We start from the raw sequence: 15,008 nt of genomic DNA, 5'->3' as shown, positions 1-15,008 counted from the left end.
CGTCTCGCACGGGGCGGTAAAGTCCGTTTGACAGCCGCGCCCCTATTCGCGACACCTCCACGGGAACCAAGCGCCCGCGCGCCGGGATCGCACGAGGGGAAAAGCCGCATGTCCGCCGCCGCCGATGAAAGCCGCACCGAACTTCATGGCCTGAAGGTCGATGATCGCCTGAAGCAGTTCGTCGAGACCGAGGCGCTGCCGGGAACCGGCATCGAGGCCGACGCCTTCTGGCGTGATCTCTCGGGGCTCCTCCACGATCTCGCGCCCCGCAACCGCGAGCTTCTCGCCATCCGCGACGACCTCCAGTCGAAGATCGACGCCTGGTGCCGCGACCGGCGCGGCGGCACGGTGGACGGCGTGGAATACGAGGCCTTCCTGCGCGAGATCGGCTATCTCGTGCCCGAGGGCGGCGCCTTCTCGGTCGAGACCGCCGATGTCGATGCCGAGATCGCCGGCATTGCCGGGCCGCAGCTCGTCGTGCCCGTCCTCAACGCCCGCTTCGCGCTCAACGCCGCCAACGCCCGCTGGGGCTCGCTCTACGATGCGCTCTACGGCACCGACGCCATCTCGGAAGAAGGCGGCGCCGAGCGCGGCCGCGGCTACAACCCGGTGCGCGGCGAGAAGGTCGTCGGCTGGGCGCGCGACTTCCTCGACCGCTCCGTGCCGCTGAACGGCGCCTCCTGGCGCGAGGCGGAAGGCTTCGCGGTGGAGAAGGCACGGCTGATGACGACGCTGCACGACGGTCGCCTCGTGCCGCTGGCCGAGCCCTCGCAGTTCGCGGGCTATCGCGGCGAGCCGGGCGCCCCGACCTCGATCCTCTTCGCCACGAACGGCCTGCACGGCGAGATCGTCATCGACCCGACCTCGCCGATCGGCTCCACCGATCCCGCCGGCCTTTCCGACGTGATCCTGGAAAGCGCGGTCACCACGATCCAGGATTGCGAGGATTCGGTCGCCGCCGTCGATGCCGAGGACAAGGTCGCCGTCTATCGCAACTGGCTCGGCCTGATGAAGGGCGACCTCGTCGAGAGCTTCCAGAAGGGCGGCGAGACCGTCACCCGTCGCCTGAGCCCCGATCGCGACTACACCGCGCCCGACGGCTCCGCGCTGACCCTGCCCGGCCGCTCGCTCATGCTCATCCGCAATGTCGGGCACCTGATGACCAACCCGGCCGTGCTCCTGCGCGACGGGTCGGAGGCGCCCGAGGGCATGCTCGACGCCGCCATCACCACGCTCGTCGCCCTTCACGACCTGAAGAAGCAGCAGGGGCCCCGCAACTCGCGCGCCGGCTCGGTCTACATCGTCAAGCCCAAGATGCACGGGCCCGACGAGGTCGAATTCGCCGACGAGATCTTCGCCCGTGTCGAGAGCGCTCTCGGCCTCAAGCCCAACACGATCAAGATGGGCATCATGGACGAGGAACGCCGCACCACGGTGAACCTCAAGGAGGCCATCCGCCGCGCCAAGAACCGCGTCGTCTTCATCAACACCGGCTTCCTCGACCGCACCGGCGACGAGATGCACACCTCGATCGAACTCGGCCCGATGATCCGCAAGGGCGACATGAAGGCCGCCCCCTGGATCAAGGCCTACGAGGATCGCAACGTCGACGTCGGCCTTGCCTGCGGCCTCAAGGGCCACGCCCAGATCGGCAAGGGCATGTGGGCCATGCCCGACCTCATGCACGCCATGCTCGAGCAGAAGATCGCCCACCCGCGCGCCGGAGCCAACACCGCCTGGGTGCCCTCGCCGACCGCCGCCACCCTCCACGCCACCCACTATCACGAGGTCTCCGTCGCTCAGCGCCAGACCGAGCTCGCCGGCGGCTCGCGCACGAAGCTCTCCGAGATCCTCACCATCCCCGTCTCGGTGCGCCCGAACTGGACACCCGAGGACATCCAGGCCGAGCTCGACAACAACGCCCAAGGCATCCTCGGCTACGTCGTGCGCTGGGTCGACCAAGGCGTGGGCTGCTCGAAGGTGCCCGACATCAACAATGTCGGCCTGATGGAAGACCGCGCCACCTTGCGCATCTCCTCCCAGCACATCGCCAACTGGCTTCTCCACGGCGTCGTCACCGAGGCGCAGGTCGTCGAGACCCTCCGGCGCATGGCCGCCGTCGTCGATGGGCAGAACGCCGGCGACCCGCTCTACGAGCCGATGGCCGGCCATTTCGACGAGTCCGTCGCCTTCCAGGCGGCCCTCGAGCTCGTGCTCGAGGGCCGCATCCAGCCCAACGGCTACACCGAACCCGTCCTTCACCGCCGCCGCCGCGAGAAGAAGGCCGCCGGCCGCCGGGCGTGAGGCGCGCGATGGCGGGGCTGCCGCCCCGGTCCCCGCCCGGGAATGAATTCCCGGACCCTTCTTTTCTTTTGTCCCTCGATGGGGCGGGCCAACGGCCCACCCCATCGAGGGAAACCAGAGAGTGGGTTCCAAGGGGCTTCAAGTCCCTTGGCGGGGGTGCGGGGGCAGCGCCCCTGCTTGCCACGCGCCGCGCTCCGTGACCGTCGAGCTTCTGGCGGCGTATGGCGGGTTGTTCGCGGCGGCGTTTCTGGCGGCGACGCTCATTCCGGCATCGTCGGAGGCAGTGCTGGTGGGCCTGCTTCTGGCGGGCACGGGAAGCCCGTGGCTGTTGACCTTGGCGGCGACGCTCGGCAACACGTTGGGCGGGCTGTTCAACTGGGGTTGCGGGCGATTTCTGGCGGCCTACCGCGAGGCCAAGTGGTTTCCGGTGCCCGAGCGACGGATCGCGCGGGCGAGCGGCTGGTTCGAGCGCTTCGGGCTGCCCTCGCTCCTGTTCGCCTGGGTGCCGGTGGTGGGCGACGCGCTGACGGTGATCGCGGGGCTGCTGGGCGTGCGGGTGGTGCCGTTCCTGCTGCTGGTCGGCACGGGCAAGGGCCTGCGCTATCTCTTCGTGACGCTGACGACGCTGGGTCTGGCGTCGGGCGGCGGCTGAGGCCGGCGGGCACTGCGATCGGGGAAGCGGGAAGGGCAGGCCATGGACTGGTTCGCGCCGATCGACGCCTATTGCGAGCGCACGAGCGGGGCCTTCTGGGCCGAACCCGTCAACGCGCTGTCGAACGTGGCCTTCCTCGTCGCGGCGGCGCTGGCCTTTCGCCTCTGGCGGCGGCGGGCCAAGATCGAGGGCGGCGACCGCGCGACGTTAGCGCTGATCGCGCTCGTCGCGGTGATCGGCATCGGCTCGTTCCTGTTCCACACCTTTGCCGACCAGTGGTCGGTGCTTGCCGACGTGATCCCAATCGCGATCTTCATCTACGGCTATTTCGCGCTGGCGCTGCGGCGGTTCGTCGAACTCGGCCGGGGCGCGAGCGCGCTCGGCACGCTGGCTTTCGCGCTTGGCGGTCAGGCGCTGGCACCGCTGGCGGAGCCGTGGATGGGCTCCTCGGCCGCCTATATTCCGGCGCTGGCGGCGCTGTTCGGCCTGGGTACGCTGCTGACCGCGCGAGGCCATCCGGCGGCGCGAGCGCTTCTCGGCGCGGGCGGGGTCTTCGCGGTGTCGCTGACGTTGCGCACACTCGACAGCCCACTTTGTGCCGCGGTGCCGCTCGGGCTGCATTTTCTCTGGCACGTGCTGAACGCGACCGTGCTCGGGATCCTTCTCGTGGGGGCGATCCATGCGCCCCGACGCGCCTAGAGCCGATCCGGCGAACAAGGGGTCACAGGATCGGCTCTAGGTCTTTGTGAGCCGCGTTGTCCGCTGGAAATGCTCTGGACCCCTCAGCGGCCGCCGAAGAGCGGGGCGAGGCGCGTGTGGATGCGCTCCAGCACGCTGTCGCCGGAGAGATCGGGCTCGAAGAACCGCCCGGTGATCGTCTCGAAGGCTTCGACATAGACGAGCGCGGTGTCGAGGATCATGTCCTCCGGAATCTCCGGGATCTCGTCCTGGTACGGGTCGCAGCGCGCCGCGACCCAGGAGCGCACGAAATCCTTGTCGAAGCTGTCGGGGCGCTCGCCCGCCTCGAAGCGCTCCTCGAAGCTCGCGGCCTTCCAGTATCGGCTGGAATCGGGCGTGTGGATCTCGTCGGCCAGCACGATGCGCCCGGCCGGATCGGTGCCGAACTCGTATTTCGTGTCGGCGAGGATGAGGCCGCGATCGGCGGCCATCGCCTGGCCGCGTGCGAAGAGGGCCAGCGCATGGGCGCTGACCTCGTCCCATTGCGCGGGCGTGAGGAGGCCGCGCTCGAGGATCTCGGCCGGCGTCAGCGGCTCGTCGTGACCGCCGTCGAAAGCCTTCGAGGTGGGTGTGATGATCGGCTGCGGCAGACGCTCGTTGTCGCGCAGGCCGTCCGGCATGTGGACGCCGTACATGTCGCGCTGGCCGCTCTTGTAGAGGGTCAGGATCGAGGTGCCGGTGGTGCCCGCGAGATGGCCACGCACCACGATCTCGACCGGCAGGATGTCGAGGCGCTGGCCGATCACGACGTTCGGGTCGGGCGTGTCGAGGACATGGTTGCGGCAGATGTCGGAGGTCGCCTCGAACCAGAAGCGCGCGGTCTGCGTCAGCACCTGCCCCTTGAAGGGCACGGCGCAGAGGATCCGGTCGAAGGCGCTGAGCCGGTCGGTGGCGATGATGACGCGGCGCCCGTCGGCTAGGTCGTAGTTCTCGCGCACCTTGCCGCTGTAGAAGCCCGGCAGTTCGGGAAGGACGGCGGCCGGCAGGACGCGATGCGCCTGGGCGCGCAGGAAGTCTGGATCCATGGGGCGGGGCTCGAATGCTGGGACGAAGGGACGACGGAATGCGCCGTCCCTATAGCACCGCTCCGATGACGCCGCGCGGTTTTCGAAGACGGCGCGTGTGAAGATGCAAGGGAGGGAGGGATGCGTCCTCGACGTCCGATCAAGCCCGGGCCCGATCGAAGGGGTGGGGGACGCCCAGCCCACCAGTTGCCGTCCGAGAACATGGATCCCCGGTCCGCTCGCAAACAAAAAGGCCGGACGCTTCCCCCGAAGCGTCCGGCCATGGCGGTCCCCCGCCTTTAACTCGTGTGGGAGCTCGATCAGCTCTGCGGCGCGGTGCGGCGACGCGATTCCAGCGTCTCCTTGCCCTGAAGCACGATGACGCTCGCGTTCATCGGAACGCGGTCGTAGAGGTCGACGATGTCCTGGTTCATCAGGCGGATGCAGCCCGACGAGACCGACTTGCCGATCGACCACCATTCCGGCGTGCCGTGCAGGCGGAACAGCGTGTCCTTGTTGCCCTGATAGAGGTAGAGGGCGCGGGCGCCGAGCGGGTTCTGCAGGCCGGGATTCATGCCGACCTCGTTGCCATAGGGCTTGAGCTCGGGCCTGCGCGCGATCATCTCGACCGGCGGAAACCACTTCGGCCAGTGCTGCTTGTCCTTGATCTCAGCTTGGCCGGACCACGAGAAGCCGGCCTTGCCGACGCCGATGCCGTAGCGCATCGCGGTGCCCTGCGGCTCCACGACGTAGAGGAAATGGTTCTTCGTATCGACCACCACGGTGCCGGGCTCGAGACCCTCGCCATTGTAGACGACGCGCTGGCGGCGGAACTCTTCGGAAACCTTCGAGATCGGGATGGCCGGCAGCTTGAAGCCGCCGTCCTCGATCGAATCGTAGGCCGTCAGCTCGACCGGGCCAAGCGGTCCGCCCGACTTGATCTGCTCGACCGGGGCCGGCGCGACATAGGCCTGCGCCATCGGCACGTCGGTGCTGATCGACGCCCGCTGCTGGGTCGTGCAGCCGCCGAGGGCGGCCAGAGCGGCGAGCGAGACGCCGAGAAGGGAGAGGGTCGAGCGGGTCGTCATGGGGCGTCCGGGTCAGGCTGCGAGGGTTGGGCGGCCAGGCGAGGCACGGTTCCCGGATCGGGCGTCCCGGGAGGGCCGTCCTTCTGGTACGCCGATGCGATTCAGCTGGCAACGACACGAGTAGACCCCTCCATGGTTAAGATATTCTTGTTGCAACGCGAGCACAGTTGACGATCCCCAGCTTTGCCGCATTTCCTCTCTCAAGGGACGAAAATGCTGACAAATCGGGGACTTCGGATGAATATCGGCGAAGCGTCGAAACGGTCCGGCCTGCCGTCGAAGACCATCCGTTACTATGAGGAGGTCGGGCTCGTGCAGCCGGCCCGCGCGGCCAACGGATACCGCGACTATTGCGAGCGCGACGTGCATGTCCTGCGCTTCCTGCAGCGCTCGCGCTCGGGCGGTTTTTCGATCGACGAGGCGCGCAAGCTCCTGGCGCTCTATGGCGGCGAGGCGCGCGATCGCGGCGATGGCCGGCGCCTCGTGGCGCGGCGCATCGGCGAGATCGACCACAAGATCGAGGAGCTTCAGTCCCTGCGCCGGGCGCTGGCCATGCTGAGCGAGGAATGCCATTCCGGCCGCGAGCCCGACTGCCCGATCCTCGACGAGATCGCCGGTGAGAGCGCGCGCATAGCCAGCCCGGCGCTGGCGTCGGCGGGAGGCGAAGCCGCCGGCCATCGTTGAGGCGCGGCGTGTTCCGCCTCCGGATGGTGTGATTACAACGCGCAACGACGCCGGGACTTCCAGCGAGGCTGGATCTGGCGATGCAGATCGCGTCGATCCGGGCTGTCTGCAGAGACGCGTCGTTCTCCAGGAAGGGGAAGGCCGACTGACTGATCGGCCCTTGCAAGTCGTTCGGGTTCGCTGGGGAACAGTTGAACTCGACGTCACTCCGTTTGCGCGAACGAGCTTATCGCATTCGCATCCGCTCCCGCCCATCCCGTGCGTGTCGCGGCACCGAATGCTCCGCTCAAGGCGGCGCATTCGCCTCGTCGGCCCACAAGCGTTCGCCTTTCTCATGCGGCGGAACGACTCGGCGTTTCGGTTTTGCTCGCCGGGCGTCTTGATCGACCGGCGCGTCGCGGTCTACGCCTTGCGCCATGCCTCTCGTCTCGCCCAACCGCCGCGATCCCCTCGTCGACGGCCGTCAGTCCGAGCGCGCCATGCTTGTGCGGCGCGGCGTCCAGCGGTTGATGATCCGTCTGCGCGTGTCGGTCCTGCCGGAAATACCGCTCGTCTCGGGGCGGCGCGCCGATCTTCTCTGCCTGTCCGAGAAGGGTGAGTTCACCATCGTCGAGATCAAGTCCTCGATCGAGGACTTCCGCGTCGATCGCAAATGGCCCGACTATCGGCTCCACTGCGACCGCCTCTACTTCGCGACCCATCCCGGCGTTCCCACCGACATCTTCCCGGAGGATTGCGGCCTCATCCTCTCGGACGGCTACGGCGCCGAGATCCTGCGCGAGGCGCCTGAGCACAAGCTGCCTTCGGCCACCCGCAAGGCGCTGACGCTGCGCTTCGCCCGCCTCGCCTCCGATCGCCTGCTTCAGGCTGAATGGACCGCCAACCCGTTCCTCACGGGCGAGCCGACGTTGGACGAGGATTGACGCATGGCGGGGCTGCCGCCCCTTCCCCGCTCGGGGCCTGACGCCCCGAAGCCCCCGCTTCTTTTGATCGATCATCGGAAAGGGCCGGCGGCCCTTTCCGATGATCGACAGAAGTGATGGGGTTCCAAGGGCCTCAGGCCCTTGGCAGGGGTGCGGGGGCAGCGCCCCTGCATCGCATCGCCCCACGCCTCAGCGCGGGGCGCGCTTCGCGAGGATGCGCTGCAGGGTGCGGCGGTGCATGGAGAGGCGGCGCGCGGTCTCGGAGACGTTGCGGTCGCAGAGTTCGTAGACGCGCTGGATGTGCTCCCAGCGGATACGGTCGGCCGACATCGGATTCTCGGGCGGCTCGGCCTTGGTGCCGGGCTCGCGCATGAGCGCGGCGATCACCTCGTCGGCATCGGCGGGCTTGGCGAGATAATCGATGGCGCCGAGTTTCACGGCGGTGACGGCGGTGGCGATGTTGCCGTAGCCGGTGAGGACGACGACGCGGGCGTCGGGGCGGGCGCGGCGCAGCGCCTCGATGATCTCGAGCCCGTTGCCGGTGCCGAGCCGCATGTCGACGACCGCATAGGCCGGGGCCTGGGCGCGGATGGCGGCGATGCCGTCCGACACGCCCTCGGCGGTGCGCACGTCGAAGCCGCGCTGCTCGAAGGCGCGTCCGAGACGCGTTACGAACGGGCGGTCGTCGTCGACGAGGAGGATCGAGTGGTCGCCGTCCGGCAGGCGGGCGGGGACGGGGGTGGAAGCGGTGACGTCCATGAGCATGGTTTCGTTCCTTTTCCGTTCTGATTTGGAGCCGTTCGCGCGCAAGTCAACGGGCGCGACATCGCGTCCGATGGACAGAGTTTAGGATCAGAGGGAGGGGAGGGCCGACATCGAGACCCGTTCCTCGCTGTCTTCGCTGGCGGCGAGCCGCCCGAAGATCTCGCGCGGCCATGAAATGGCGACGAGGGCGCCGGGGCGCTCGGCCTCCGGGCGGTTGCCGAAGACGATCCGGGCGCCCGAGCGCTCGAGCAGGGTCTTGGCGATGAAGAGGCCGAGGCCGAGGCCGCCGCCGGAATTGCGCGGTCCCGCCTCACGCTGGGCCATGTAGGGATCGCCGATCCGGGCGAGCACGTCGGCGGGAAAGCCCGAGCCATCGTCGACGATCTCGATGTCGATGCGTTCTCCCGTCCATCCCAGCGAGATCGTGACTTCGCCCGCGGCAAAATCGACGGCGTTCTCGACGATGTTGCCGAGCCCGTAGACGATGCCGGCATTGCGCCGCATCACCGGTTCGGGGCCTTCGCGCCGCGCCGCGATGACGCGGATGGTGACGCCGAAATCGCGATGCGGGGCGACGACCTCCTCGACGAGCGACAGGAAAGACAGGCGTGCCAGATGCTCCTCTGAGGACGACGAGAGGCTGGTGAGCTGGCGCAGGATGTCGCGGCAGCGCTCGGTCTGGGTAATGAGGAGATCGACGTCCTCGCGCATCGGATGCGCGGTCGAAGTGGACCGGCCCATCTCCTTGGCGACGAGGGCGATCGTGGCAAGCGGGGTGCCGAGTTCGTGCGCGGCGGCGGCGGCGAGCCCGTCGAGGGCGGAGAGATGCTGCTCGCGCTGGAGCACGAGTTCGGTGGCGGCCAGCGCGTCGGAAAGCGTGCGGGCCTCTGCGGCGACGCGGTAGATGTAGAAGGTGGAGAACAGAAGCGTGGTGACGAGCGCGAACCACATGCCGCCGAGGTAGGGGAGCGGCAGCGCGAAGGGAAGGTCGAGCGGCCAGGGCATCGGCATATGGACGAAGGCGAGCACGGTGGACGCCGCGACGGCGAGGATGCCGAGGCCGATCGTGGTGGCCGGCGGCTGGGTCGCCGCGGCGGTCATCGCGGGCACGATGAGAAAGATCGCGAACGGGTTCTGGATGCCGCCGGTGAGGAAGAGGAGCCCGGTCGGCTGCAGGATGTCGAAGGCGAGGATCGCGGCGACCTGCCGCGACTCCAGCCGCTCGCTCTTGGGAAAGCGCAGCGAGAGGACGATGTTCAGCGCCACCGACAGGGCGATGAGACCGAAGCAGAGAAACACCGGATAGGGATACCAGAGGCCCCAGGCGACGAAGACGCAGGCCGCGGTCTGCCCGGCGATCGACAGCCAGCGCAGCCGCGTCAGCGTCGCCAGGCGCATGCGCTGGCCCTCGTTCGAGGCGCGGCCGGACCAAGACGGACCCGGTTCGAAATCGGCATGGTGCGATCGGTTCATCATGCGGCCGCACTTAGAAGCGGGCGCACCCCTGCCAAGATGCGACGCGTCGGCGCAACCTCTTTCCCTTGCAATGGAAATTCGGCCGTCCGGTGCCGCGCGGTCTGGCCTTGCGTCAGGTGCCGCGCGGCTTGGCCCGTGCGGTGGGGGCCGCGCTCGCGGGATCCTCGGGCCAGGGATGGCGCGGATAGCGGCCGCGAAGGTCGGCGCGAACGTCGGCCCAGGAACCGGCCCAGAAGCCCGGCAGGTCGCGCGTCACCTGGATCGGGCGCCCGGCCGGCGACAGAAGTTCGAGGATGAGCGGCAGGCGCCCGTCGGCGACGGCCGGATGGCGCTTCAGCCCGAACAGTTCCTGCACGCGCACGGCCAGCACCGGCCCCTGCGGCTCGTAGCGGATGGGATGGCGCTGGCCGGTGGGGGCATCGAAATGCGAAGGCACGATCCCCTCGATGCGGCGGGCCTCGGCGGGGTCGAGGCGGGCGAGCAGCGCCTCGCGGATCGCACCGGGCGCGATCGAAGCCAGCGACGCGGCGCCGGGCACGAAGGGCGCCAGCCAGTCCTCCAGCGTCGTCAGGAGCGCGTCGTCCGAGAAGTCGGGCCAGCCGGCCTCGGGGCCGAGCGCCTCGGCGGCAAAGCGCAGGCGGGCGAGCAGCCGCTCGCCGTCGCGGTCGATCGGCAGGGGCGCGAGGCCGAGACCGAGATCGCGAAGCCCGGCCATCAATGGGCCGACGGCGCTCCCGTCCTCGGGCAGCGGGCGCGGGGCTTCCGAAAGGATGGCGTGGCCGAGGCGGCGGACATGGCGGGCGCGCACCGAGCGGCTCGCGGGATCGAAGACGATGACGTCCTCCTCGACGATGCGGGCGGCGAGAATGCGCTCCAGCGCCTCGCGCGGCAGGGCGACGGCGGAGCGGATGCGCCCGACGCGCGGCGCCCCGGCGCGGGAGGGCCCACCGGGCGCGACGCCCTGCAGGTCGGCGACGATGAGCGCGGGCTCGCGCGCCAGCGCCTCGGTTTCGGCCAGGACGCCGCCGCGCCCGTTCGACAGGACGAAGGCGCCGCGCGCGCCGCGCGGCAGGGCGACGCGATCGGGATAGGCGAGCGCCAGCAGCGCGCCGGGGTCCGCGTCGTCGTGGTCGCCGATCCCGGGCTCGTCGCTCGATGCCGGCACGCTGCGCACCATCCGCGCGGCGAGGTCGTCGGCCATCCTGGCGCGCGGCGAGCGCTCGCTCGCCCAGCGGCGCAGGCGCTCGGTGAGATCGACGTCCAACCCGCCGAGCCCGTGTTCGGTGAGGAGCACGGCAAGGCGCGCGGCGGTGCGGCGCGGCGCGCCCGGCGCGGCGCCGGCCACCATGCGGGCCAGGCGCGGCGGGGCGGGCAGGCGGCGCATCGTCTCGCCCATCGCGGTCAGGCGGCCGTCCGGACCGATCGCGCCGAGATCGGCGAGCAGCGCGCGCGCTTCCGCCACGGCGGGCGCGGGCGGGGGATCGAGAAAGGCGAGTTCGGCCGGATCGCGCGCGCCCCAGGCCAGCGTGTCGAGGACGAGCGAGGCGAGATCGGTCGAAAGGATCTCGGGCCGGTCGAAGGCGTCGAGCGCGCCGGTCTCGGCCTCGCGCCACAGCCGCACGGCGATCCCCGGCGCGGTTCGGCCGGCGCGGCCGGCGCGCTGGTCGGCCGAGGCGCGCGACACCCGCACCGTCTCCAGCCGCGACAGGCCGGTGGCCGGCTCGAAGCGCGGCTGGCGCTTGAGCCCGCCATCGACGACGACGCTGACCCCGTCGATGGTGATCGAGGTTTCCGCGATCGTGGTGGCCAGCACCACCTTGCGCGTGCCCGCCGGGGCCGGGCGAATGGCGAGATCCTGCGCGGCCGCGTCCATCAGCCCGTAGAGTGGGGCGAGGATCGTGCCGGGCGGCAGCCTGGCGGCGAGGCGCTCGGCGGTGCGCTCGATCTCGCGCTGGCCCGGCAGGAAGGCGAGGATCGAGCCGGGACCGGCCGCGATCTCGGCCAGCACCGCGCCGGCCACGGCGTCCTCGATCGGCTCGGTGCCGGGGCGGTCGCGGTAGCGGATGGCAACGGGAAAGGCGCGGCCCGCGCTTTCGATCACCGGCGCCTCGCCCAGCAGCCGCGAGACGCGCGCGCCGTCGAGCGTCGCCGACATGACGAGGATCTTGAGGTCCGGCCGCAGCGCGCCGCGAAGGTCGAGCGCCAGCGCCAGCCCGAAATCGCCGTCGAGCGAGCGCTCGTGGAATTCGTCGAAGAGGATGGCGGCGACGCCCGGCAGATCGGGCTCGGCGAGGATCATGCGTGTCAGGACGCCCTCGGTGACGACCTCGATGCGCGTGGCGGCCGAAACCTTCGTGTCGAGCCGCATGCGCCAGCCCACGCGCTCGCCGGGTCGCTCGCCGAGCAGAGAGGCCATGCGCGTGGCAGCGGCGCGGGCGGCGAGGCGTCGGGGCTCGACGAGGAGGATGCGCCCCTGCGCGATCTCGCCGAGGAGATGCAGCGGTGTGAGCGTCGTCTTGCCGGCGCCCGGCGGCGCGACGAGGACGGCCATGCCGATGCGGCCGAGGGCCTCCGCCACCGCCGGCAGCACGGCCGAGACGGGCAGCGCCGGAAGCACGAGGGGAAGAGCGGCGGCGGGCGTGGTCATGGCCGGCTTGTCGGGGATCGGCGCCGCGCTGTCCAGCAGCGTGCGTTCAGATCACGCTCGCGCCGACATTCACGGCGAGCGCCAGGATCGTGGTGTTGAAGAGGAAGGCGAGGATCGTGTGCGCCAGCACGAGGCGGCGCATGCCCCGCGTCGTCACCGCCACGTCGGAGGTCTGGGCCGCCGCGCCCATCGTGAAGGCGAAATAGAGGAAGTCGAGATAGTCCGGCTCCTCGTCGCCGCCGGGAAAGGCCATGCCGCCCTCGGCCTTCGGGTCGCCGTAATATTCGCCGGCATAGTGGATGGCCATGACGACCTGCGTCATCGTCCAAGACAGAAGAATGGTGGCGCCGGCGAGCGACAGGCGCCAGCCCGAGATCGCAGCACCGCCCATCCCGTGCAGTTCGACTGCGATGGCACCGAAGCTGACGGCGATGGCGAGGCTGGTGATGACGAGGATCGCGGCACGCCCCTCGTCCTGCCCCGCCGCGTGGCTTCGGATGTCGCCGGCATCGGCGCCGAGCATCACGCGCGCTGTGGCCGCCAGATAGACGAGGACGCCGCAGTTCCAGCCGACGAGCCCCCGCGTCGACGCCGCGAGGCTCGCGGGCAGAAGCAGCGCCACTGCGATCGTCACCGCGAACCCGGCGAGGAGGCGCGGCCGTGCGCGCAGCACCCGCCAGACACGGACGACCGGTCCGGATTGAGAAAGGGACTGAGGCATGCCGGATCCGTCGAACGTCGGCCGCGACCGGCCGGGGGAGGCTGAGAAGGCGACGTCTGCGGCGTCGGAAGACGATGGCGTCCAACCGACCCGGCAGGGCTCGGCGTCCCGCCCGCCACCGGATCGTCGCCGGCCATCGACGTCCCGCATAGCCGATTTTCGCGTGTGCCGGGAGAGCGCTCCGCGCCGACGGCAGGGTTTGCCTGCGGCACCGCGTGCCGTGCTCGAGGTGGATCGTTGCAGACCGCGCGCACCCCGCTCGGCATCCTTCGTCCGATGAGCCCTCTCTGGCTGAAACGGGAAGTGGAGCGGGCGGCGAAAGATATTCCCCCGGCTCGCCCCGGTGGTCTAAAGGAAGGACGGCGCGGCGGAGTTCGATCCAAAGCGCCGACCCGCGGCCGCCGCCGGCCGCTTTCGCTCTTCGCACGAGGTCCCATGTCGCTGTCCGAGCCGCAAGACGCCCGCAAGACGCTGGTTCTCACAGGTGCCTCGCGCGGCATCGGCCACGCCACCGTCAAGCGCTTCTCGCGCGAGGGCTGGCGCGTCATCACCTGCTCGCGCCAGGATTTCGCAGCCGATTGCCCCTGGCCCGCCGGACCAGAGGACCACATCAAGGTCGATCTCTCCGACCCGGAAGACGTCGGCTACGCCGTTTCCGAGATCCGCCAGCGCCTGCAGGCCAATGGCGGGCGCCTCAACGCGCTCGTCAACAACGCGGCCATCTCGCCGAAGGTCGAGAAGGGCGCCCGCATGGATTCCATCCGCACCCCCATGCATGTCTGGCGCGACGTCTTCCAGGTGAACTTCTTCGCCCCGATCATGCTCGCCCGCGGCCTCCACACCGAACTGGCCAGCGCGAAGGGCTCGATCGTCAACGTCACCTCGATCGTCGGCAGCCGCGTCCATCCCTTCGCCGGCACCGCCTACGCCACCTCCAAGGCGGCGCTGGCCTCCCTGACGCGTGAGATGGCCGCCGACTTCGGTCCCGACGGCATCCGCGTCAACGCCATCGCCCCCGGCGAAATCGACACCGCCATCCTCTCACCCGGCACCGAGAAGATCGTCGAAACCATCCCCCTGCGCCGCCTCGGCCTGACCTCCGAGGTCGCCGACATCATCTACTTCCTCTGCTCCGACCAGGCCTCCTACGTCAGCGGCGGCGAAATCCACATCAACGGCGGCCAGCACGTCTGAGCCGGCGGCGGGTGGCATGGCGGGGCTGCCGCCCCGTGCCCCGCCCGAGGGCTGACACCCCCGGACCCCCGCTTTCTCCTGTCAGTCACCGGGGAGGGCCGCTGGCCCTCCCGGTGACTGAAACAACAGATGGGGATCCAAGGGCCTCAGGCCCTTGGCAGGGGTGCGGGGGCAGCGCCCCTGCATGCGACCCTCGCCCGCTAGCGCCCGGGCTTCGGCCCCGTGCGGGCATCGAGCGCGGCGGCGAGGAGGCTGAGGCCGGACATCAGCAGGGAGATGCCGAGGAAGACGCCGACAGCCCATGAGGCGGTGCCGGGCAGGCCAATGACGAGGAAGAAGGCGAGGGCGACGTTGAGCCCGCCGGCGAGGGCCAGCAGCCAGAAGCGCCCAGTGGAGGTGCGGAAGGCGCGGGCGAGCGACAGGATCGTCAGGCCGGTGAGGAGGAAGTAGACGGCGAGGACCGTGGTGAGGGTCACGGCGCCGGCGAAGGGATCGGCGAGGATGACGATTCCCAGCAGCAGAAGCAGGACCGAGAGCGCGAGGTTCGACCAGAAGCCGGCGGCACCGCGCATGCGGAAGCAGGCGATGAAGGCGGCGCCGGCGAGCGCCAGCACCAGCCAGCCGAGGAAGATCGAGGTGGCGAGTGTGGCGAGGAGCGGCGCAACGAGCGCGGCGACGCCGGCCAGCGCCATGAGGAGGCCCTGCAGCGAGAAGGCGCGCCAGTGCTGATGCAGGTAGCGGCGAACCTCGCGCCGCACGGTGGCGGCGGGGGCCGGCCGGTTCTTCTCGTCGCTCATTCTCAGCCTCTTGTC

The 15,008-nt window shown here is 70.1% G+C and carries 13 protein-coding genes; 6 read left to right on the top strand and 7 right to left on the bottom strand.

Going from position 1 to position 15,008, the window contains the following annotated elements; genetic code table 11:
• The first annotated feature begins 108 nt into the window (after positions 1 to 108).
• The 3 genes from AUL33_RS13455 to AUL33_RS13445 all read left to right on the top strand — a co-directional run bounded on the left by AUL33_RS13455 (position 109) and on the right by AUL33_RS13445 (position 3,655).
• Positions 109 to 2,304, top strand: coding sequence for a malate synthase G (locus AUL33_RS13455; protein ID WP_062208853.1), 2,196 nt, complete (start codon positions 109 to 111; stop codon positions 2,302 to 2,304).
• Positions 2,305 to 2,500: 196 nt separating this feature from the next.
• Entirely contained in the window at positions 2,501 to 2,956 is a 456-nt protein-coding gene (locus AUL33_RS13450; protein ID WP_244492217.1) for a YqaA family protein, read from the top strand.
• A gap of 42 nt (positions 2,957 to 2,998) precedes the next feature.
• Positions 2,999 to 3,655, top strand: a complete 657-nt coding sequence (locus tag AUL33_RS13445; protein ID WP_062208850.1) for a ceramidase domain-containing protein — start codon at positions 2,999 to 3,001, stop codon at positions 3,653 to 3,655.
• Positions 3,656 to 3,738: 83 nt separating this feature from the next.
• Here the strand turns inward: AUL33_RS13445 and AUL33_RS13440 are convergent, their stop codons facing one another.
• Together AUL33_RS13440 and AUL33_RS13435 are read right to left on the bottom strand one after the other, a co-directional pair.
• Positions 3,739 to 4,719 carry a phosphoribosylaminoimidazolesuccinocarboxamide synthase gene (locus tag AUL33_RS13440; RefSeq protein WP_062208847.1) on the bottom strand — a complete coding sequence of 327 codons (981 nt, stop codon included), beginning with the start codon at positions 4,717 to 4,719 and terminating at the stop codon, positions 3,739 to 3,741.
• A 299-nt stretch (positions 4,720 to 5,018) separates the two neighbouring features.
• Positions 5,019 to 5,786: a L,D-transpeptidase gene (locus tag AUL33_RS13435; RefSeq protein ID WP_062208844.1), complete on the bottom strand. Its 768-nt coding sequence runs from the start codon at positions 5,784 to 5,786 to the stop codon at positions 5,019 to 5,021.
• Positions 5,787 to 6,023: 237 nt separating this feature from the next.
• Here AUL33_RS13435 and AUL33_RS13430 point away from each other — a divergent pair, with 237 nt between their 5' ends.
• Both AUL33_RS13430 and AUL33_RS13425 read left to right on the top strand, forming a co-directional pair.
• Positions 6,024 to 6,470, top strand: coding sequence for a MerR family transcriptional regulator (locus AUL33_RS13430; RefSeq protein WP_062208841.1), 447 nt, complete (start codon positions 6,024 to 6,026; stop codon positions 6,468 to 6,470).
• A gap of 416 nt (positions 6,471 to 6,886) precedes the next feature.
• Entirely contained in the window at positions 6,887 to 7,393 is a 507-nt protein-coding gene (locus AUL33_RS13425; RefSeq protein WP_062208838.1) for an MmcB family DNA repair protein, read from the top strand.
• 189 nt (positions 7,394 to 7,582) lie between these two features.
• Here AUL33_RS13425 and AUL33_RS13420 read toward each other — a convergent pair whose 3' ends face one another.
• From AUL33_RS13420 to AUL33_RS13405, 4 genes are all read right to left on the bottom strand, one after another.
• The gene (locus AUL33_RS13420) at positions 7,583 to 8,152 is read right to left on the bottom strand and encodes an ActR/PrrA/RegA family redox response regulator transcription factor (protein ID WP_062208834.1); all 570 of its coding nucleotides are present in this window, start codon (positions 8,150 to 8,152) and stop codon (positions 7,583 to 7,585) included.
• 93 nt (positions 8,153 to 8,245) lie between these two features.
• Positions 8,246 to 9,634 (bottom strand): ActS/PrrB/RegB family redox-sensitive histidine kinase, encoded by a 1,389-nt coding sequence (locus tag AUL33_RS13415; RefSeq protein WP_062208831.1) that lies wholly within the window; start codon positions 9,632 to 9,634, stop codon positions 8,246 to 8,248.
• 112 nt (positions 9,635 to 9,746) lie between these two features.
• A complete protein-coding gene (hrpB, locus tag AUL33_RS13410) occupies positions 9,747 to 12,281 on the bottom strand; it encodes an ATP-dependent helicase HrpB (RefSeq protein WP_062208828.1) in 2,535 nt (844 codons plus the stop codon).
• A gap of 46 nt (positions 12,282 to 12,327) precedes the next feature.
• Positions 12,328 to 13,002 carry a DUF1345 domain-containing protein gene (locus tag AUL33_RS13405; RefSeq protein ID WP_062208824.1) on the bottom strand — a complete coding sequence of 225 codons (675 nt, stop codon included), beginning with the start codon at positions 13,000 to 13,002 and terminating at the stop codon, positions 12,328 to 12,330.
• Between the two features lie 435 nt (positions 13,003 to 13,437).
• Between AUL33_RS13405 and AUL33_RS13400 the strand changes: the two genes are divergently transcribed.
• Positions 13,438 to 14,196, top strand: coding sequence for an SDR family NAD(P)-dependent oxidoreductase (locus AUL33_RS13400; protein WP_062208821.1), 759 nt, complete (start codon positions 13,438 to 13,440; stop codon positions 14,194 to 14,196).
• A gap of 200 nt (positions 14,197 to 14,396) precedes the next feature.
• Here the strand turns inward: AUL33_RS13400 and AUL33_RS13395 are convergent, their stop codons facing one another.
• Positions 14,397 to 14,993 (bottom strand): HdeD family acid-resistance protein, encoded by a 597-nt coding sequence (locus tag AUL33_RS13395; RefSeq protein WP_062208817.1) that lies wholly within the window; start codon positions 14,991 to 14,993, stop codon positions 14,397 to 14,399.
• Positions 14,994 to 15,008 lie beyond the last annotated feature (15 nt).

This window comes from Aureimonas sp. AU12 (genome assembly GCF_001463705.1).
Lineage (GTDB): Bacteria > Pseudomonadota > Alphaproteobacteria > Rhizobiales > Rhizobiaceae > Aureimonas.
The sequence above is the reverse complement of the archived record's forward strand: the minus strand, read 5'-3'. Positions and strand labels throughout refer to the sequence as shown.